Source organism: Micromonospora sp. NPDC049679 (genome assembly GCF_040659735.1).
In the GTDB taxonomy this organism is placed as follows: Bacteria; Actinomycetota; Actinomycetes; order Mycobacteriales; family Micromonosporaceae; genus Micromonospora_I.
This window is the reverse complement of record NZ_JBFANZ010000001.1, coordinates 228116-248133: the sequence shown is the minus strand read 5'-3', so window position 1 is coordinate 248133 and position 20018 is coordinate 228116. Positions and strand designations below refer to the sequence as shown.

General features: G+C 73.0%; 11 protein-coding genes. 9 read left to right on the top strand and 2 right to left on the bottom strand.

The window, feature by feature from the left end; genetic code table 11:
* Positions 1–3 precede the first annotated feature (3 nt).
* On the top strand, positions 4–630 hold the full coding sequence (locus AB0J06_RS01155; protein WP_357423234.1) for a nucleoside/nucleotide kinase family protein: 627 nt from the start codon (positions 4–6) through the stop codon (positions 628–630).
* Positions 631–639: 9 nt separating this feature from the next.
* Here the strand turns inward: AB0J06_RS01155 and AB0J06_RS01150 are convergent, their stop codons facing one another.
* Positions 640–1158: a hypothetical protein gene (locus AB0J06_RS01150; protein ID WP_357423232.1), complete on the bottom strand. Its 519-nt coding sequence runs from the start codon at positions 1156–1158 to the stop codon at positions 640–642.
* 150 nt (positions 1159–1308) lie between these two features.
* Here AB0J06_RS01150 and AB0J06_RS01145 point away from each other — a divergent pair, with 150 nt between their 5' ends.
* The 3 genes from AB0J06_RS01145 (at position 1309) to AB0J06_RS01135 (ending at position 8848) form a co-directional block, all read left to right on the top strand.
* Entirely contained in the window at positions 1309–1968 is a 660-nt protein-coding gene (locus AB0J06_RS01145) for a DUF433 domain-containing protein (protein ID WP_357423230.1), read from the top strand.
* Between the two features lie 235 nt (positions 1969–2203).
* Positions 2204–5380: an EAL domain-containing protein gene (locus AB0J06_RS01140; RefSeq protein ID WP_357423228.1), complete on the top strand. Its 3177-nt coding sequence runs from the start codon at positions 2204–2206 to the stop codon at positions 5378–5380.
* A gap of 114 nt (positions 5381–5494) precedes the next feature.
* Positions 5495–8848 carry a S8 family serine peptidase gene (locus tag AB0J06_RS01135; protein WP_357423226.1) on the top strand — a complete coding sequence of 1118 codons (3354 nt, stop codon included), beginning with the start codon at positions 5495–5497 and terminating at the stop codon, positions 8846–8848.
* Between the two features lie 48 nt (positions 8849–8896).
* Here AB0J06_RS01135 and dapD read toward each other — a convergent pair whose 3' ends face one another.
* Positions 8897–9859, bottom strand: coding sequence for a 2,3,4,5-tetrahydropyridine-2,6-dicarboxylate N-succinyltransferase (dapD, locus tag AB0J06_RS01130; RefSeq protein ID WP_357423224.1), 963 nt, complete (start codon positions 9857–9859; stop codon positions 8897–8899).
* A gap of 118 nt (positions 9860–9977) precedes the next feature.
* On the opposite strand from dapD, the gene dapE reads away from it, so the two are divergent.
* From dapE to AB0J06_RS01105, 5 genes are all read left to right on the top strand, one after another.
* Positions 9978–11051 carry a succinyl-diaminopimelate desuccinylase gene (gene dapE, locus AB0J06_RS01125; protein ID WP_357423222.1) on the top strand — a complete coding sequence of 358 codons (1074 nt, stop codon included), beginning with the start codon at positions 9978–9980 and terminating at the stop codon, positions 11049–11051.
* 408 nt (positions 11052–11459) lie between these two features.
* The gene (locus AB0J06_RS01120; RefSeq protein ID WP_357423220.1) at positions 11460–12311 is read left to right on the top strand and encodes a TIGR00730 family Rossman fold protein; all 852 of its coding nucleotides are present in this window, start codon (positions 11460–11462) and stop codon (positions 12309–12311) included.
* 4 nt (positions 12312–12315) lie between these two features.
* A complete protein-coding gene (locus AB0J06_RS01115; RefSeq protein ID WP_357423218.1) occupies positions 12316–12861 on the top strand; it encodes a TIGR00730 family Rossman fold protein in 546 nt (181 codons plus the stop codon).
* A gap of 92 nt (positions 12862–12953) precedes the next feature.
* The gene (locus AB0J06_RS01110; protein WP_357423216.1) at positions 12954–16361 is read left to right on the top strand and encodes an ATP-dependent DNA helicase; all 3408 of its coding nucleotides are present in this window, start codon (positions 12954–12956) and stop codon (positions 16359–16361) included.
* Positions 16358–19795: a UvrD-helicase domain-containing protein gene (locus AB0J06_RS01105; protein WP_357423214.1), complete on the top strand. Its 3438-nt coding sequence runs from the start codon at positions 16358–16360 to the stop codon at positions 19793–19795. Before AB0J06_RS01110 ends, AB0J06_RS01105 begins: the two co-directional genes overlap by 4 nt.
* The last annotated feature ends 223 nt before the right edge of the window (positions 19796–20018 follow it).

The window sequence follows — 20018 nt, the reverse complement described above, 5'->3', positions numbered from 1 at the left end:
CCCGTGGGCGCCACGCTGACCCCCGGCGAACTGGTGGCCCGGGCCCGGGCCCTCGCCGACGCCGGCCCGCGGCAGCTGCTCGGCATCGTCGGCGCGCCCGGGTCGGGCAAGTCGAGCCTCGCCGCGGAGCTTGTCGCCGCGCTCGGTCCGGCCGCGGCGCTCGTGCCGATGGACGGTTTCCACCTGGCCGAGGCGGAGCTGCACCGGTTGGGGCGGCACGATCGCAAGGGCGCGATCGACACATTCGACGGCGCCGGGTACGTGGCGCTGCTCCGGCGGCTGCGCGCCGGCGGCACGGAGACGGTCTACGCCCCCGAGTTCCGGCGCGAGGTCGAGGAGCCGGTGGCCGGGGCGATCCCGGTGCCGCCCTCGGTGCGGCTCGTCGTGACCGAGGGCAACTACCTGCTGGTGCCGGAGTCTCCGTGGGGTGAGGTGCGGCGCCTGCTCGACGAGGCGTGGTACCTCGACGTCGACGAGGAGGAGCGGCTGCGACGGCTGACCGCACGGCACATGACGTTCGGTCGGGACGCGGTGGCGGCGGCGGCCCGGGCGCGGGGCAGCGACCAGGTCAACGCGGAACTGATCGCCGGCACGGCCCACCGGCGCGACCTGCTCGTCCGTCTTGCTTGAGCACGGCCGTCACCGGTGTATGGGCAGCGTGCGGCGCAGCAGCCCACCGTATCCGTCGGTCTGCTTGTGGACGGTCACCGGCGCCGGGGCCTCGGGCCAGACGGCGATCAGGTAGTCCTCGACGGGCTGGCGTTCCACCTCGTCGACGGCGGTGTCGCGACCGCGGGCGTGGACGCGCACGCGGTAGGAACCCGGGCCGGCCGCGGTGAGCACCGGGAGGTGGTCGGGGGCGTCCTCGTCCACGCCGCGGACCTGCACCGTGCCGGTGGGCGTCTCCATCGTGGCGTCAACGACCTCGTCCCACTCCGTGGTGTCGACCTCGGGCGCGGCCGCGTGCGCCTCCACCGCGAGGCGGACGTTGCCGCCGACGATGCCGGTGAAGATGACAGCCAGGCCGGGCTGCGGATCGATGAGACCGTTGCTGCGGTCGAGCGGGATGCGCGGGCCGCAGGTGGCGCGGTCGGCGAGGAGGAAGGTATGGCGCTGCACCGGCATCGTTGTCTGACCGTTGGCGACCGGATCGCTCATATGAATCAGGGTATTGCTGGCATCTCGGGCGTGCGCCAGCATTGACGAACCGATCCTCCGCAGCAGGCCGCGTTCCGCTGCGCCGGTCATGCCCCGCGCTCCAGAATCGCGAGGACGAGGTCGTGGGCGACAGGGTGGTGGGGAGGAACGATGATCCACATGCTCCGGGATCCGCTCCTGACGCCCGAGGACACCGCCCGCCACCTGCAGATGCCGCTCGCCACGCTGCGGCACTGGCTCCGCGACAAGGCCGCCGGGACGCCCCTGGTGCACTGCGTCGAGCCGGTCACGCCCGACGCGCCGGCGCTGCCGTTCGTCGCCGTCGTCGAGGCGTACGTCCTGCGTTGCCTCAGCGAACTGAGCCTCACCCCGGAGCAACTGCGTGACGCCGTCGGCGCGCTCCGCAGCGGCTTCACCGACCCGTACGCGCTCGCCAACCGCCGCATCGCGGATGACGGGGTGGAGTTCTTCATCAACTACGCGGACTGCGACGAGCTGGCGCGGGTCGGCGATCGGCGGTTGCCGCTGCGCGAGGCGGTCGTGGACTACCTCGGCTGCATCGTCTGGGCTCCCGCCGAGGTGTATCCGGCGCGGCTGCGTCTCCGTTGGTACGCCGAGCCGGCGAGCGTCGTCATCGATCCCGAGGTGCGCTCCGGCGTGCCCGTCGTGGAGCGGACCGGGCTGCCCGTCCAGGACGTGGTGGAGCGGTGGCGGGCGGGCGAGTCGTACGAGGCGGTGGCGCGGCGGCACGGACTGAGCCCCGCCGAAGTGGCGGCGATCGTCCGGGCGGCCGGCGCGGAAGGCCCGTAGTGCGTGTCAACGTCGCCGTCCGCTGGCTCGGGGCTCAATTGCAGACAGGGAGCGCGACCGTTTTTCCTGCCCACATCACGTGCAAAACGGTGCCCGCGCCAGCATTTCACAACCGGGTATGGCGGAGAGTTGCGCGGACTGGTAGACCGATCATTGGACGTGCAGCGGTGAACCGGTGCCACCGGTGGGTTCCATTAATTGGCGCGGTTCCGCACGTCCACGGGGAGGGGGGTCGGTGTCGACTCGGAAGATCCTTGTCGGCTACGCCGTACTCATCGGGGTGCTCGCGGCCGGCGTCTTCGTCGCGCCGCACTGGGCGGCGGCGACCTGGGCCGCCATCGGCCTGACCAGCGCCGGCGGCATAGCGCTCGGTGTTCGTCGACACGGGCCGGCGCGTCGGTCCCCGTGGTGGCTCATCGCTGTCGCGATTCTCGCTTTCGCCGCGGGTGACACCGTCTACGCGCTCAGCGCCGATTCTTTTCTCCCCGACGTGTTCTACCTGTCGATGTTCCCACTGTTGGCGGTCGGGCTGCTCGGACTCACCCGCGCCAGCGCGCTAATCCGGGATAGATCGAATCTGCTCGACGTCCTCACCTTCGTCTGCGCGGTCGCTCTTCTTTCGTGGATATTTCTCATCGCACCGTCTATCGCGGCGCCCGGTTTCAGTTCCTTCGAACGGTCGGTGCTCGCCGGCTACGCACTCGGGGATCTGCTGGTGTCGGCCACGATGGTCCGACTGCTCTCCGCGGCTCGTCCCACGCCGGCACTGATCCTGCTGGCGGTCGGCGCGGCAGGCATGCTCGGTGCCGACGTCCTCTACGGGCTGGCCGTGATCGACGGGAGCTGGCAGGACGGCGGTCCGGTCGAATCGGGTTGGCTCGTCTTCTACGCGGCGTGGGGCGCGGCGGGGTTGCATCCCTCCATGGCGAAGCTGGTCGAACCGGCGGCCCGGTCACGCGGTCAGGTGAGCACGCCGTGGCTGCTGCTCCTGGGACTCTCGTCGTTGATCGCTCCCGCGCTGCTGCTCTTCCAGTCGATGACCGGGCAGGTTCACGACGGAGCCGTGATCGCGCTGTCGTCGGCGGTCGTGTTCGCGCTGGTGCTGAGCCGGCTCGCCGACGCCCTGGAGACGCACCGTCAGGCGGTCGCGCGCGAGCACGGTTTACGTGAGGCGTGCGCCGCTCTGGTTTCCGCGTCCGACGCGCACGCGGTGAACCGCGCGGTGCGGACAGGCGTCGCCCGGCTGATGCCGCCCGGCTCCGCGCACCGGGTCGTCTTCGTGGTCAACCAGTCCGGCGGCGTGCCGTCGGCGGCGGCGAGCATCTGGGGGGCATCCGTCCCGCTCCCCGCCGGGCCGGGACTGTTCCGGGCGACGGCCGCCGCGCGCCGTACCCGGTTGTTGCGGATGCGCACCCTTCAGCCGGTGCTCGCCGATCAGCTCGGGGATTTCGAGTTCGCGGTGCTCTGCCCGCTGGTGCTCGCGGACGAGCCGGCGCGGCGCCGTCCGCGTCCGGACGTCGAGCGGTCCGCGGGCCAGCCGCGCGACGAGGGGCCGGGCAGCGGGCCGCGGGTCGGCGCCCTGCTCGTCTCGGGCGACGTGGTCGCGCTCACCGCGCTGCGGGACGCGTTGGAGGTGCTGGCGGGGCAGGCGGCGCTGGCGCTGGAGCGGATCAGCCTCAGCGAGGAGATCAACCGGCGGCACAGTGAGGAGTACTTCCGCACGCTGGTGCAGAACACCGCTGACGTCATCCTCATCGTCGACGACGACGACGACCGGATCCGGTACGCCAGCCCGTCGGTCTCCGACGTGCTCGGCCTCGAGCCGGCGGCCTGCACGACGCTGGCCGCCATCGTGCATCCGGACGACCGGCCGCGGATGTCGGGGGCGTTGAAGCGGGTGCGCGCCGCGGCGGAGCCGCATCGCTGGGAGGACTGGACGGCGCGGCACGCGGACGGCAGCTCCATCCAGGTCGAGGTGAGCTGTCGGGACCTGCGGCGGGACCGGACGGTGCGCGGGCTGGTCATCACCCTGCGCGACGTGACCGAGCGTCGCCGGCTGGAGCGGGAGCTGACCCACCGGGCGTTTCATGACGCGCTCACCGGGCTGGCCAACCGGGTGCTCTTCCATGAACGCGTGCATCACGCGGTCGCCGGTTCCCGCCGCACCGGACGCACCGCCGGCGTGCTCTTCATCGACCTCGACGACTTCAAGGTGGTCAACGACACGATGGGGCACACCGCTGGGGATGCCCTGCTGGTCGCGGTCGGCGAGCGCCTCGCCGCCACGCTCGGCTCGGCGGCGACCGCGGCGCGGCTCGGCGGCGACGAGTTCGCGGCCCTCGTCGAGGACGTGCCGGGGCCGGCCGACGTGGAGCAGGTCGCGGAGCGGTTGGTGGCGGTGTTCGCGGAGCCCTTCCGGGTCGGCGAGAGCATCGTCAACGGGGCGGTGAGCATCGGTGTGGCGACCACGGCGGAGGCGAGCGACGGCGACGACCTGCTGCGCCATGCGGATCTGGCGCTGTACGTGGCGAAGGGGGCCGGCAAGGGTCGGTGGCGGCGTTATCAGGCGGCGCTGCACACCGCCGTCATGCGGCGCCTGGAGTTGCGCGCCGCGCTCGACCAGGCGGACGCCGACCTCGACTTCTCGCTCGAATACCAGCCGATCGTCGCGCTGGCCACGGGGCGGACGACCGGGTTGGAGGCGCTGCTGCGATGGCGCCATCCGACGCTCGGGTTGCTCGGCCCCGACCGGTTCATCGAGGTGGCGGAGGAGACCGGGTTGATCGAGCCGATCGGGGACTGGGTCCTGCGGCAGGCCCTGGCCGCAGCCGTGCAGTGGGCCGCCACCGCGCCGGCCGGGGGCGCGCCGTACGTCAGCGTCAACGTCTCGGCACGGCAGTTCCGGGCGGCGGGCTTCGTGGAGAAGGTGCGCGGCGCGCTCGCGGCCTCGGATCTGCCGCCGGACCGTGTCGTCCTGGAGCTGACGGAGAGCCTGCTGCTGCGCGATCACGAACAGGTCTGCGCCGATCTCATGACGCTGCGCGAACTGGGCGTCCGGATGGCGATCGACGATTTCGGCACCGGCTTCTCGTCCCTGAGCTATCTGCGGCAGCTCCCCATCGACATACTCAAGATCGACCGCTCGTTCACCGCGGACATTTCCTCGTCGTCGCGGCAGCGGGCGTTGGTCTTCGGCATCATCCGGCTCGCGCAGACGCTCGGCCTGGACGTGGTGGCGGAGGGGATCGAGACACCGGCCGACCGCGACCTCCTCGGTGAGCTCGGCTGCGGGTACGGGCAGGGGTTTCTGTTCTCCCGCCCGATGGCGGTCGAGGAGACGACCACCTGGCTGCGCCGCGCCCCCGTCGTCGTGCCGGTGCAGCGCAACACCGCCCGCGCGGTAATCCAGTGATGAACTTCTCTTGAATGGCATGTTCGGGGCAGCGCACTACATACCGGGTATGCAATGCTCAACCTCATCCATCGAAGCCTGACGTTCTAAGAACGTCGATCGGGGAGGTTTGCGTTGCAGGTACCGCGAACATTTACCGCCATCGCGCTCACCGTCGGACTGGTGCTCGGCGCCGGGCAGACGGCCTGGGCGAGCCCGTCCGACACCGGGTCGCCGACATCGGCCGAAAAGGCCACCCGGCAGTCGGTCACCGTCACGCTGCTCACCGGCGACCGGGTCACGCTGGCCGGCGCCGACGCCGCCAAGACCGCCGTACGTCCGGCCAACGGCCGCGAGCGGCTGCGCTTCTCCGTCAGCCGCGAACGCGGCGAGCTGTACGTGGTCCCGCAGGACGCGCAGCGTCTGGTGCAGAGCGGCAAGCTCGACCGCCGGCTGTTCAACGTCACCGCGCTGGCGCGACTCGGTTACCACGATGCCGCCCGCGACACCCTGCCGCTGATCGTCACCTACCGCGCCGCGGCCGCCGCCCGCGCCCGGGCCGCCCTCGGCGCCTCCGACGCCCGGGTCACCCGCGAGCTACCGGTGATCGGCGGTGCCGCGGTCGCCGCGGCGAAGGACGGCGCGGCGGCCCTGTGGTCTCGGGTCACCGCCGACCGGGACACCGCCCGGGCCGACACGGCCGGCGGGATCGACCGGATCTGGCTCGACGGCAAGCGGCAGGTCAGCCTGGACCAGAGCGTGCCGCAGATCGGCGCCCCCGCCGCCTACCAGGCCGGCTACACGGGACGCGGCGTCACGGTGGCGGTGCTGGACACCGGCGTCGACGGCGCTCACCCGGACCTGGCCGGCAAGATCGCCGAGTCGAGAAACTTCAGCGAAGCGCCCGAGCCGGGCGACACCGTCGGGCACGGCACCCACGTCGCCTCGACGATAGCCGGCAGCGGAGCCGCCTCGGGTGGGAAGTACAAGGGTGTCGCCCCCGACGCCACCGTCATCTCGGGCAAGGTCTGCGAATCCAACTTCTGCTCCGACTCGGCGATCCTCGCCGGGATGCAGTGGGCCGCGACGGAGAAGCACGCCGACGTGGTCAACCTCAGTCTCGGTGGCCCGGACGGGCCGGAGATCGACCCGATGGAGCAGGCGGTCAACACGCTCACCCAGCAGACCGGCACGCTCTTCGTGATCGCCGCCGGCAACGACGGCGCGCCCGCCTCGGTCAGCTCGCCGGGGAGTGCCGACGCGGCGCTGACCGTCGGCGCCGTCGACAAGTCCGACGAACTCGCTTCCTTTTCCAGCCGGGGACCACGGGTGGGCGACGAGGCGGTCAAGCCGGACATCACCGCGCCGGGCGTCGACATCGTCGCCGCGAGAGCGAGCGGGACGCAGATGGGCGAGCCGGCCGGTGACGGTTACGTCGCCGCTTCCGGAACATCCATGGCGACCCCGCACGTCGTCGGCGCGGCGGCGCTCCTCGCCCAGCAGCACCCGCAGTGGCAGGCCGGCCAGCTGAAGGCCACGTTGACGGCGTCCGCGAAGCCGCGCCCGGAGCTCACGGCGTACGAGCAGGGGGCGGGGCGGGTCGACGTGGCCCGCGCGATCACCCAGACCGTCACCAGCGAACCCGTGAGCGTCTCGTACGGCCGGGCGATCTGGCCGCACGCGGACGACCCGGCGATCACCCGTACGGTGACCTACCGCAACGGGGGCTCCGCCGACCTCACGCTCGCCCTCGCGGTTCAGGTCAGCGGGCCGCAGGGCGTCACCCCGCCGCCGGGCATGTTCCGGGCCGGCGCGGAGCGGGTCACCGTGCCCGCCGGTGGGCAGGCGCAGGTGACGGTCACCGCCGACACCAGCCTCGGTGGCCCCGACGGGATCTACTCCGGACATCTGGTCGCCACCGCCGGGCCGGCCGTGGTGCTCACCCCGCTCGCGGTCAACCAGGAGGTGGAGAGCTACAACCTCACCCTCACCCACCTCGACCGCTCCGGCGCGCTCACCTCGGACTACTTCTCCCTGGTCGTGGGGCTCGACGAGTACGCCGCCAACCGGCCGTACGAGGAGGACGGCACGACGACCCTGCGCCTGCCGAAGGGTCGCTACGGCGTCTCCAGCTACATCGGCACCCCTCGTGGCGACGACGAGTTCGACACCACGGCGCTCGTGCAGCCGGAGCTGACGCTGACCCGGGACACCGCGGTGAGCCTGGACGCCCGCCGCGGGAAGCCGGTCCGGATGACCGTGCCCGATCGGCGGGTCGCACCCGTTCTGGTCGACGTCGCCGTCACGTACTTCACGAAGGACGGCGCCTACAACATCGGGCTGTTCGCCGCCGACTTCGAAGGGCTGACCGCCGCGCAGCTCGGCGCCGCGGTGCCGGCCGAGCGGTTCGTCGCGTCCTTGGCGGCCCAGTGGGCGGAGCCGACACCGGACGACGGCTTCGACAACACCCCTTCCCTGTACGCCGTCAGCGAGCTGGTGCCGGGGCGGATGCCGACCGGGTTCCTCCGGGATTACCGGCGGAGCGAGCTCGCCACCGTGCACCACGAATTCCGGGGCAGCCCGCCGGGCGGGGCGGCGGAACGGCTGGTCTTCCCGGTGCACTCGCCGGACGTCGGGGCCGGCGCGGTCGTCCTGCGGACCGCCGTGCCCGGCCATCGGGTCGAGCACTACTACACCAAGGGTGTGCGCTGGACGTCCGAGCTGGACTTCGGCACCCCGACCGAGCAGCCGTGGCTGGACCTGACGGCCATGCTGCAATCGGTGCCGACCGAGTATCGGGCGGGGCGCGACCATCGGGAGCAGTGGAACGGGGCGCCGTTCGGCCCGGTCTTCCCGACCTCGCGGTGGCCGGAGGACTGGGTGAGCCGGCAGGGCGACACGCTGCAGGCGCTCGTGCCGCTCTTCGGTGACAGTTTCGGGCACATCGGGGCCTCGCTCACCGACACCGCCCGCACCGCCCTCTACCGCAACGGGAGACTCGTCGAGGAGAACGATGAGGCCGGCTGGGGGCGGTTCACGGTGCCGCCGCAGCGGGCGAGTTACCGGCTGGAGACGAGGGTGACCCGCAGCGTCAGCGATCTGGCGACCGAGGTCAGCGGGGCGTGGATGTTCCCGTCCGCCCACGTCGACGGCGAGGCGCCGGCGAAGCTGCCGGTGATGGCGGTCCGGTTCGCCCCCGGGCTCGATGTGCGGAACGCCGCCCCGGCGGGGCGGGCCTTCGACATCCCGGTCACGGTCCAGCGGCAGCCCGGCGCACCGCCGGCGGGCGTGCGGAAGCTGACCGTCGAGGTGTCGTACGACGATGGGAAGACCTGGCAGGTTGCGAAGGTGCGCGCGGTCCGGCACGGCTGGGTGGCCACTGTGCAGCATCCGGGCGGCGGCGGATACGCGTCGCTGCGCGCGAGCGCCGTGGACCGGGCCGGCAACACGGTCACCCAGCGCGTCATCCGGGCGTACCGGCTGAAGTGAGCGTCGCGGTCGCCCGGACCCGGCACAGGTCCGGGCGACCGTCGCGCGTCAGTCGTTGGCGTGCAGCGCGGCGTTGAGTTCGATGCCGGTGCCCGTGCGCGGGCGGGCCTCCAGGGCGCCGGTGACCGAGTTGCGCCAGAAGAGCAGCCCGTTGACCCCCGACAGCTCGCGGGCCTTCACCACGCGCCCGTCCGGGAGGGCGATCTTCGACGCGGCCGTGATGTAGCAGCCCGCTTCGACCACGCAGTCGTCACCGATCGAGATACCGACCCCGGAGTTTGCGCCGAGCAGGCTGCGCTCACCGATGCGGACCTTTTCCTTACCGCCGCCGGAGAGCGTGCCCATGATGGACGCGCCGCCACCGATGTCGGAGCCGTCGCCGACCACCACGCCGGCCACGATGCGCCCCTCGACCATCGAGGCGCCGAGGGTGCCGGCGTTGAAATTGCAGAAGCCCTCGTGCATCACGGTGGTGCCGGACGCGAGGTGGGCGCCGAGCCGCACCCGGTCGGCGTCGGCGATGCGCACCCCGGACGGCACCACGTAGTCGGTCATCCGCGGGAACTTGTCCACGCCGTAGACGGCGAGGTGCCGGCCGGCGGACCGTTCGATGATCCGCAGCTCGTCGACCCGCTCCGGCGGGCAGGGGCCGGCAGAGGTCCAGGCCACGTTGGGCAGCAGGCCGAAGATGCCGTCGAGGTTGAGTTCGTTGGGGCGGACCAGGCGGTGGGAGAGCAGGTGCAACCGCAGGTACGCGTCGGAGGTGTCCTTGATCGGATCGGCGAGGGAGCCGATCTCGGTGACCACCACGACGGTGCTCAGACCGGGCAGCACGCGGTCGTCCAGTGCGCCCGCCGGCAGCTCCAGCGGGTCGGCGCTGCTTGTCTCCGACAGCCGCGGCGCCGTGCCCAGCCCCAGCTTGCCGGTCGGATACCAGGTGTCGAGCACCTGCCCCTCAGCGGTCGTCGTGGCCAGGCCGATGCCCCAGGCGGGCTGCGCCGAAACCGTCACAGAGCTGCCTTCCGTTCACGTTGGCGTGCGCCGGGCGGCCGGGAGCGGTTGCCCCGCTCCGCCCGCCGAGTGCGGCCACCCGGCCGCACCGATTCCCGGAAAAGGTACCGTGCGAACCATGCTGAACCCGCTGACCCCCGAGGTGTTGGCCGATCCCGTCGCGTTGACCCGTGCGCTGGTCGACATCGAGTCCGTCTCGCGAAACGAGAAGGAGATCGCGGACTGCGTCGAGGAGGTGCTGCGCGGGGTGGCGCACCTGTCGGTGGAGCGCTTCGGCAACACCGTGATGGCCCGCACCGACCTGGGCCGGGCCCAACGGGTGGTGCTCGCCGGACACCTGGACACGGTGCCGCTGGCGGGCAACTTCCCGGCGACGGTCGACGGCGACCTGATGTACGGATGCGGCACGTCGGACATGAAGTCGGGCGTCGCGCTCGCCCTGCACCTCGCGGTCGCCGCGCCCGAGCCGCGCTACGACGTGACCTATTTCTTCTACGAGGCCGAGGAGATCGACTCGGCGTACAACGGACTCAATCTGGTCGCGCAGGCGCATCCGGAGTGGCTGACGGCCGACTTCGCGATGCTGCTCGAACCGACGTACGGGGTGGTCGAGGCGGGCTGCCAGGGGACGATGCGGGCGCGGGTGCGCACCAGCGGCCGCCGGGCGCACGCGGCGCGCTCGTGGCGTGGGGTGAACGCGATCCACGCGGCCGGCGACCTGCTGCGTCGTCTCGAGGCGTACGAGGCGCGCACGGTCACCATCGACGGCTGCACCTACCGGGAGGGGATGAACGCCGTCCGCATCACCGGTGGCATCGCCGGCAACGTGATCCCGGACAGTTGCGAGGTCGAGGTCAACTACCGGTTCGCGCCGGATCGTACGGAGGAGCAGGCGCAGGCCCACGTACGCGAGGTCTTGGACGGTTTCGAGGTCGAGGTGACCGACTCCGCCGCCGGGGCGTTGCCGGGGCTCGCCGCGCCGCTCGCGCAGGAGTTCCTGGCGGCGGTGGACGCGGCGCCGGTGGCGAAGCTGGGCTGGACCGACGTGGCCCGCTTCGCGGCGCTCGGCATTCCGGCGCTGAATTTCGGGCCGGGCGATCCGATGCTCGCCCACGCGGCCGACGAGCACGTGGAGATCCCGAAGATCCGGGACGGCGCCGCGATGCTGCGCCGGTGGCTCACCTCCGTCTGAGCGCCGCGCGCCGGACGGCGTGCCTACGTCGATCAAGGACCTGCGCGCACGATCAACTCGTGGGCATGGGTCCTTGATCGACCGGGCTGAGTTCCTGGGTCGTCTCGCTCTCGCGGGATGGCTGCGCCACCGCCATGCGACGTTCGGCCACCACCTCGCGGATCCGTCGGTGCATCTGACGCCGAAGCCGGACCAGCTCGCTAGGGATCATCACGGTTGCTCCCTCCCCCGAAGGTGCCCGGCGGGGGTGCCGGGCGCCGTGCATACCCAGTATGTGAAACTAAAGACGCGTGAGCACCGGTTTTGGTTGCCGCGAATCCGATGTTTCTTCCTGCGAGGGAGGATTCCCGTCGCACGGTGACGGCGGGTTCGGCATGGGACCGACGTGGCGGCACTACCGTGGAGCGGATGAAGCACGCGAACGGCCGGAATGACGGCCGCCACCCCGGGCCGGAACGACACCGCGGCGCGGTCACGCTGCGGCGGGAGTCAATTCCCGTCAGCACCGCCGACCAGCGGCTCCTCGACTCGCGCACCCGCGGCGACTGGAAGACCAGGGACGCGTGGCGCGCGCTGCGCATCCTCTCCGAGTTCGTCGAGGGCTTCGACACGCTCGCCGATCTGCCTCCGGCGGTCAGCGTCTTCGGCTCGGCGCGGAGCAAACCGGAGAGCCCGGAGTGCCTGATGGCCGAGGAGCTCGGCGCGGCCCTCGCCCGCGCCGGGTACGCCGTGATCACCGGCGGTGGTCCCGGCGTGATGGAGGCGGCCAACCGGGGCGCGATCGAGGCCGGCGGACTCTCCGTGGGGCTCGGCATCGAGCTCCCGTTCGAGCAGGGGCTCAACGACGCCGTCGACGTCGGCATCAATTTCCGTTACTTCTTCGCCCGCAAGACCATGTTCGTCAAGTACGCGCAGGCGTTCGCGGTGCTCCCCGGCGGGTTCGGCACCATGGACGAGCTCTTCGAGGCGTTGACCCTCGTGCAGACCGGCAAGGTGACCCGCTTCCCGGTCGTGCTGTTGGGGGTGAGCTACTGGCAGGGCCTGCTCGACTGGCTGCGGGACACGATGGGGGAGCACGGCAAGATCGGTCCGGCGGATCTCGAGCTGATCTACCTCACCGACGATGTCGACGCGGCCGTGCGGCACATCGTCGAGGCCGATGCGGCGCTCGCCGCCGAGCAGGACGCCCTGCAGGAGACCTCGGTCGCCACGACCGAGGCCGACCAGCGGGCGGCGTCGACCGACAGTCGGGAGCGCTGACCGCGTGGCCGCCATCTGTGTCTTCTGCGCCTCGTCGCGCACCCTCGAACAACCCTGGCTCGACGTCGCGACCGCGACCGGCGAGGAGATCGCCCGGCGGGGGCACAGCCTGGTCTCCGGCGGCGGCTGCGTCGGCATGATGGGCGCCCTCGCCGACGGCGCCCGCGCGGCCGGCGGGTACACCCTGGGGGTCATTCCGCAGGCGCTGGTCGATCTGGAGGTCGCGGACACCCACTCCGACGAGCTGGTGGTCACCGACGGCATGGCCAGCCGTAAGACCCTCATGATCGAAAAAGCGGACGCCTTCATCACGCTTCCCGGCGGGCTCGGCACGCTCGACGAGCTGTTCGAGGTCTGGACCACGGCGACCCTCGCCGTGCACCGGAAGCCCGTCGTGCTGGTGGACACCGACGGGTTCTACCGCGGCCTGCTCGACTGGCTCGCCGGGCTCGCCGGCACGGCGTTCGTCCGGCCGGCCGCCCTGGAGATGTTGATCGTGGTCGACTCGGTGCCCGCCGCGCTCGACGCGATCGAGACCCAGCTCACCTGAGAGGTGAGGAGGGCCCCTTCCGGTACGGAAATCCGTGACGAGGGGCCCTTCCTCATGGCAGGGGTGTCGGACCGGCATGGTGAGATGGCCGGATGCAGGCGTACCGGCTGGTCCGTCGGCCGGCCGAGGCCGCGCCGGCGCGCGTCGACGACCCCGTGCAGCGGGAGGTCGTCGCGCACACCGCCGGGCCGCTGCTGGTCGTCGGCGGACCGGGCACCGGCAAGACCGGCACGCTGGTCGAGGCCGTCGCCGCCCGGGTCGCCGAGGGCACGGATCCGGAGCGCATCCTCGTGCTCACCTTCGGCCGCCGCGGCGCGACCGCCCTGCGGCACCGCATCGAGGCGCGGATCGCGGGCGTCGGCCGACGCGTCGTGCACGAGCCACTGGTTCGCACCTTTCCCGCCTACGCGTTCGGTCTCCTGCGTCGCGCCGCCGCCGAGCGGGGCGAGCCCTCACCGCGGCTGCTGACCGGCCCCGAGCAGGACCTGATCATCCGTGAGCTGCTCGACGTGGCCGGCGAGGACGCCGCGGCCGACCCGATCGGCTGGCCCGAGGATCTGCGCCCGGCACTGCGCACCCGGGCCTTCGCCGCCCAGCTCCGCGACCTCATGCAACGCGCGGCCGAGCGGGGCGTCGGCCCGGTCGAGCTGGCCCGGCTGGGAGAGCGGCTGGGGCGCGCGGACTGGCCGGCCGCCGCCCGGTTCCTGCGCGAATACGTCGCGGTGCTCGCCCTGCGCGACGTGACCACCCGTGGCTCGGTCGCCTACGACAACGCCGAGCTGGTCCGGGCCGCGGCCGGGCTGCTCACCGACGACCCGGCGCTGCTCGACGCCGAGCGGCGCCGACTGTCGTACGTCTACGTCGACGAGCTCGCCGACACCGACCCGGCCCAGATCGACCTGCTCACGCTCGTCGCCGGCGGCGGCAAGCCGCTGATCGCCTTCGCGGACCCGGACTCCTCGACGTACGCATTCCGGGGCGCCGACCCCGCGATCGTCGGCGGCTTCCCGCACCGCTTCCGCACCGCCTCCGGCGCCGTGGCCCGCAGCATCACGCTCACCACGTCCTACCGCAGCGGCCCGGGGCTGCTCGACGTGACCCGGCGGCTGGCCCGCCGGCTCCGCGGGCCGATCGGGCACCGTGACCTGCGGCCGCTGCCCGACGCCGTCCCGGCAACGGTCGACGTCCGCACCTTCCGCTCCCGCACGGGCGAGTCGGCGTACCTGGCCCACGCGCTCCGCGCGGCGCACCTGCTCGACGGCGTGCCGTGGTCGCGGATGGCCGTGATCGTGCGGTCGACCTCGTTGCAGCTGCCGCCGTTGCAGCGGGCCCTGCACGCGGCCGGGGTGCCGGCCATCGTGCACGCCGAGGACCTGCCGCTGCACCTGCAACCCGCGGTGGCGCCGCTGCTGCTTCTGCTGCGCTGTGCCCTGGAGCCCGAGCGGCTCGACGAGGAGGCGGCCGTCGCGCTGCTGCACTCGCCGCTCGGCAATGCGGATCCGCTCGCCGAGCGACGGCTGCGTCAGGGGCTCCGGGCGCTCGCGCTCGCCGCGGATGATCGGCGCCCCTCCGGCGAGCTGCTGGTCGACGCGCTGCGCGACCCGGCCGAGCTGGCAGCCGTCGAACGGCGCTGGGCCGCCCCCGCGCAGGCCGTCGCGGGGCTGCTGGCCAGCGCCCGGGAGGCGGCCGCCGCGCCCGGTGCGACCGCCGAGGACGTGCTGTGGGCGGTGTGGCGGGCGACCGGCCTCGCCGATCGCTGGTTCGGCGCGATCTCGCGCGCCCGGGCCGCGACCAGTGAGGGGGACGGCGGGGCACGGTGGCGTGCCGTCGCAGCCGACCGTGACCTCGACGCCGTGGTCGTGCTCTTCGACGCGGCGGCGCGGTTCGTGGACCGGCTGCCCGGCGCGCGCACCGAGGTCTTCCTCGAGCATGTGCTCGGTCAGCAACTGCCGGCCGACACCCTCGCGCCCAGCGCCGACCGCGGCGAGACCGTACGTCTGCTCACCGCGCACGCCGCCAAGGGTCTGGAATGGGACCTGGTGGCGATCGCCGGCGTGCAGGAGGGGATCTGGCCCGATCTGCGGCTGCGGGGCAGCCTGCTCGGCTCCGAGCGCCTCGTCGACGTTCTCGCCGGGCGGGCCGAGGGTGCCGGCGTCGCCGCGTCACTGGTCGGCCAGACCTCGGCGCTGCTCGACGAGGAGCGCCGGTTGTTCTACGTCGCGGCGACCCGCGCGCGGCGGCGGCTGCTGGTGACCGCGGTCGCCTCGACCGCGGTCGGCGGGGTCGACCAGGAGGAGCAGCCCAGCCGGTTCCTGTACGAGCTGGGTGCGGCCGGGGCGCCGCCGACGGAAGGGGGCGACGGCCCGCCACCGGACGGCGGACCGGTGCGGCCGGTGGAGAGCGCGTCGGGCGAGGGTGCGTCGGGGGCCGACGGCGAGCCGGGTGACGGCGGGACCGAGCCGGCCGAGCCGGGGGAGCTGCCGGTGGGTCGCCCGCCCCGCGCGCTCACCCTCGCGGCGCTCGTCGCGGAGCTGCGCACCGCGGTGACCGACCCGTCCGCGGGACAGGCCCGACGGCGCGCGGCCGCCGCCGAGCTGGCCCGCCTCGCCGTCGCCGGCGTCGCCGGGGCGCACCCGGACGACTGGTGGGGGCTGCGCGCGCTCTCCGATGACCGGCCGCTCGTCGATGAGGGGGACCCGGTCAAGGTGACCCCCTCCACAATGGAGAGCGCGCTGCGGTGCAGCCTGCGCTGGCTGCTGGAGAAGCACGGGGGGAGCGGTCCGTCGAGTTCCGCGCAGGGCGTGGGCAACCTCGTGCACGCGGCGGCGATGCTGGCCGAGGACGCCAGCGCCGACCGGGGGCAGCTGCTGGAATACGTGGCGGCCCGGTTCGACGCGATCGACCTCGCGGCGCGCTGGATGGCCGGGGCGGAGCTGTCCCGTGCCGAGGCGATGGTCGACAAGCTGCTGCGCTGGCTCGCCGCCAACCCCCGGCGACTGCTCGCGATCGAGCACGAGTTCGCCGTCCGCCTCGACGATCCGCAGCGGCCGATCGAGCTGACCGGCCGCGTCGACCGGCTCGAGGTGGACGCCGAGGGACGGCTGGTGGTGATCGACCTCAAGACCGGCAAGTCGACGGCGGTGACCGCCGCCGAGCTGACCGAGCATCCGCAGCTCGGGGCCTACCAGGCCGCCGTGGAGGCCGGGGCGTTCGCCGAGTTCGGCGACGAGTCCGGCGGGGCGGCGCTGGTGCAGCTCGGCACGACCGCGAAGGAGGCGAAGGAGCAGGCCCAGGCCGCGCTCGGGGAGGGCGAGGAGGCCGGCTGGGCCGGTGCGATGGTGCGACGCACCGCCGACACCATGGCGGCGTCCACCTTCGCGGCCGTGGTCAACTCCAAGTGCCGCGTCTGTCCCGTGCGAACCAGCTGTCCCGTCTCCGGAAAGGGGCGCCAGGTCGTGGAGCCGCCGACATATCGCGAACAAGGCGGGGAGCGGGCGTGACCCAGCCGTCCCTGTTCACCGCGGCGCCCCCGCCGCGGCGCGCCGCCGACGCCGGTCCGCGCTACACGCCGCTGGAGCTCGCCCGTCTGCTGCGGCTGCACGCGCCGACCGCCGAACAGGCCGCGATCATCGCGTCGCCGGTGGAGCCGCTGCTCGTGGTCGCCGGGGCCGGCTCGGGCAAGACCGAGACCATGGCGGCGCGCGTGGTGTGGCTCGTCGCCAACGGCTACGCCCGACCGGAGCAGATCCTCGGGCTCACCTTCACCCGCAAGGCCGCCGGCGAGTTGGCCCACCGCATCCGGATGCGGCTCGGGCAACTGGTGCGCCGACTGGGTCGGGAAGGGCGCGATCCCGGCGACGACCTGCTCAGCGGTGAGCCGACGGTCGCCACCTACCACTCGTACGCCGCCCGGGTCGTCACGGAGCACGGGCTGCGGGCCGGCTTCGAACCCACCACCCGACTGCTCACCGAGGCGTCCCGCTGGCAGATCGTCGACATGCTGGTCCGCAACTACAACGGCGACATGTCCGATGTGGACCGGATGCCGAGCACGGTGACCGACGGGATCCTGGCGCTCGCCGGAGAGCTGGCCGAGCACCTGGTGACCCCCGATGAGCTGGCGGCCTGGACCGGCAGGTTCTTCGCGGACGTGCAGTCGCGGCCCGGCAAGGTCTACGCCGACGTGCGCCGCGCGCTCTCCGTCCAGCAGCTCCGGTTGCGCCTGCTGCCGCTGGTGCGCGCCTACGACCAGCGCAAGCAGGGCTTCGAGGCGATGGACTTCGGCGACCAGATGGCGCGGGCGGCCCTCGTGGCGCGCGACCATCCCGAGGTCGGCGAGGTCGAGCGCGAGCGCTACCGGGTGGTGCTGCTCGACGAATACCAGGACACCAGCCATGCCCAGGTGGTGCTCCTCCGCTCGCTCTACGCCGGCGGCCACCCGGTCACCGCCGTCGGAGACCCGTGCCAGTCGATCTACGGATGGCGGGGGGCGAGCGCGGGCACGCTCGACCGGTTCCCCGGAGAGTTCGCGCGGCTGGGGGGCGCTGCCGCCCGGACGCTGACCCTGACCACCAGTTGGCGCAACCGGCCGGAGATCCTCGGCGTCGCCAACGGGCTCTCGACGCCGCTGCGGGAGGCCGGGGCGCGCGTGGCGGAACTCGCCGCGGCCGGCCGGGTCGACGACCCCATTCCGGGTCGCACCGCGCGCGGCAGGTCCGGCGGCACGGTCCATTGCGCACTGCTGCAGACCTTCGAGGACGAGGCCGACTGGATCGGCGACAGCATGCTCGCCGCCTGGCGGGGCGCGTCCCGGATGGCCGGTGCCACCCCCGAGCAGATTCCGCTGGAGCTGCGCCCCACGAGCGCGGTGCTGGTCCGGCTGCGCAGTCAGATCCCGGCGATCGAGGCCGCCCTGCGGGCCCGGGGGCTCCCGGTCGAGGTGGTCGGGCTCGGTGGACTGCTCGACACCCCAGAGGTCCGCGACGTCGTCTGCACGCTGCGGGTGCTCGCCGACCCCACCGACGGCGCCTCGCTGCTCCGACTGCTCACCGGCGCCCGTTGGCGGATCGGTCCCCGTGACCTCGTGGCGCTGCACCGCCGCGCGAAATCGATCGCTGCCGCGCGCCGGCAGGTCGGCCGTGGCCCGGACGACGAGCCCGAAATCGTCACGGATCGGCTCGACGAGGCCACCCTGGTCGAGGCACTGGCCGACCTGGGGCCGCCGCAGACCTATTCGGCGGAGGGCTACGCCCGGCTGCGGGCGTACGGCCGGGAGCTCGCGCTGCTGCGATACCGGCTCGACCAGCCCCTGCCCGACCTGGTCGCCGACGTCGAGCGCACCATCGGACTCGACGTCGAGGTGGCCGTCCGCGCCGGCAGCGACGGCCGGGGAGGCGACGCCGGACTGGCCCGCGGTCACCTCGACGCGCTCGGCGACGTGGCGGTCCGCTTCGCCAGCGACTCCGAGGGCGGGGCTCTCGCCGGTTTTCTCGCGTTCCTGGCCGCCGCCGAGGACGAGGAGCGGGGGCTCGCGCCCGGCGAGGTCGAGGTGGTCGAGGGGGCGGTGCAGATCCTCACCGCGCACGCCGCCAAGGGGCTGGAGTGGGACGTCGTCTCGGTGGCCGGACTGACCCGCAGCGTCTGGCCGGGCCCGGTCCGCGGCTCGGACCACTATCTCTACGGCCTCGGCGTGCTGCCGTTCCCGCTGCGCGGTGACGCCGACGGCCTGCCCCGCCTCGACCTCGACGAGGCGGAGGACCAGCGCGAGGTGGCCCGGGCGCTGACCGACTTCGGCGACCGCTGGCACGAGCACGACGAGCGCGAGGAGCGCCGGCTGGCGTACGTCGCGGTGACCCGGCCGCGCCGGCTGCTGCTCTGCTCCGGTTACTGGTGGGGTGAGGGGGTCAAGAAGCCCCGCGGACCGTCGGTGTTTCTGGAGGAGGTGGCGGAGCGCTGCCGGGCGGGGGACGGCGTCGTCGACGTCTGGGCGCCCGAGCCGACCCCGGACTCCACCAACCCGACGAGCGCGCTGACCGTACGCGCGGAGTGGCCGGCGGACCCGCTCGGAATCCGACGCCCGTTGGTGGCGGAGGCGGCGGTCCTGGTCCGGCAGCTCATGTCAGCCGGCCCGGACGCCCCGTCGCGCGACGACGACGCCGTCGATGATCGGGAGAGCCCTGCCGGGGAGGGCGTCGACGGCGAGGCCGAGGGCGAGGTGGCCGGGGGAGAGGCGGACCCGGATGTGGCGCGGTGGCGGCAGGAGACCGAGTTGCTCCTCGCCGAACGGGAGCGTCTCACCCAACGCGTGGGGCCGGTCGAGGTCGCGCTTCCCGATCACCTTTCGGTGTCGCAGCTCGTCGCGCTGCGCCGTGACCCGTATGCGCTGGCCCGGTCGCTGCGCCGCCCACTCCCGTCCCGCCCCGATCCGTACGCCCGGCGCGGCACCGCGTTCCACGCGTGGCTGGAGCAGCGTTTCGGCGCGGAGCGGCTGCTGGATGTGGACGAGTTGCCGGGTGCCGCCGACGAGGACGCCGCCCCGGACGACGCGCTGCTGGAGCTGCAGGAGCGGTTCCTGGCGAGCGAGTGGGCCGACCGGGCGCCGGTCGAGGTGGAGGTGCCGTTCGCCACGGCGATCGCGGGGGTGGTGGTGCGGGGTCGGATGGACGCGGTCTTCGCCGATCCGGGTGGACGCTTCGACGTGGTCGACTGGAAGACCGGGCGCCGGCCCGACGGGGCGGAGGCGGCCGCGGCGGCCGTGCAGTTGGCCGCCTACCGCCTGGCCTGGGCCGAGCTGGCCGGCGTGCCGGTGACGCACGTGCGGGCGGCGTTCCACTATGTGCGGGAGGGGGCCACGGTGCGTCCGGCCGACCTGCTCGACGTGGACGGATTGGCCGCTCTCGTCGCCGGGCTGCCGGAGCTTTCCGACGGCTCCTGATTCATCGCCGTCATGGCCCCCACCTGTTGGGGCTGGGCTCTGTCGTTGGATACGTGCTATCCTCGGCAGGTTGCAGTTTTGGTTCCCAGTGACAGAGTTCATGTGCGCCTGAGGGATTGTGACCCCAGGCGCTCTTTGTTGTATCCGGAGAAGGCTCCGGTCCGGGTGATCATGACGGCGACGTCAGATCCGCGCACACGGCGCGGACTCTCTCATCGACCCG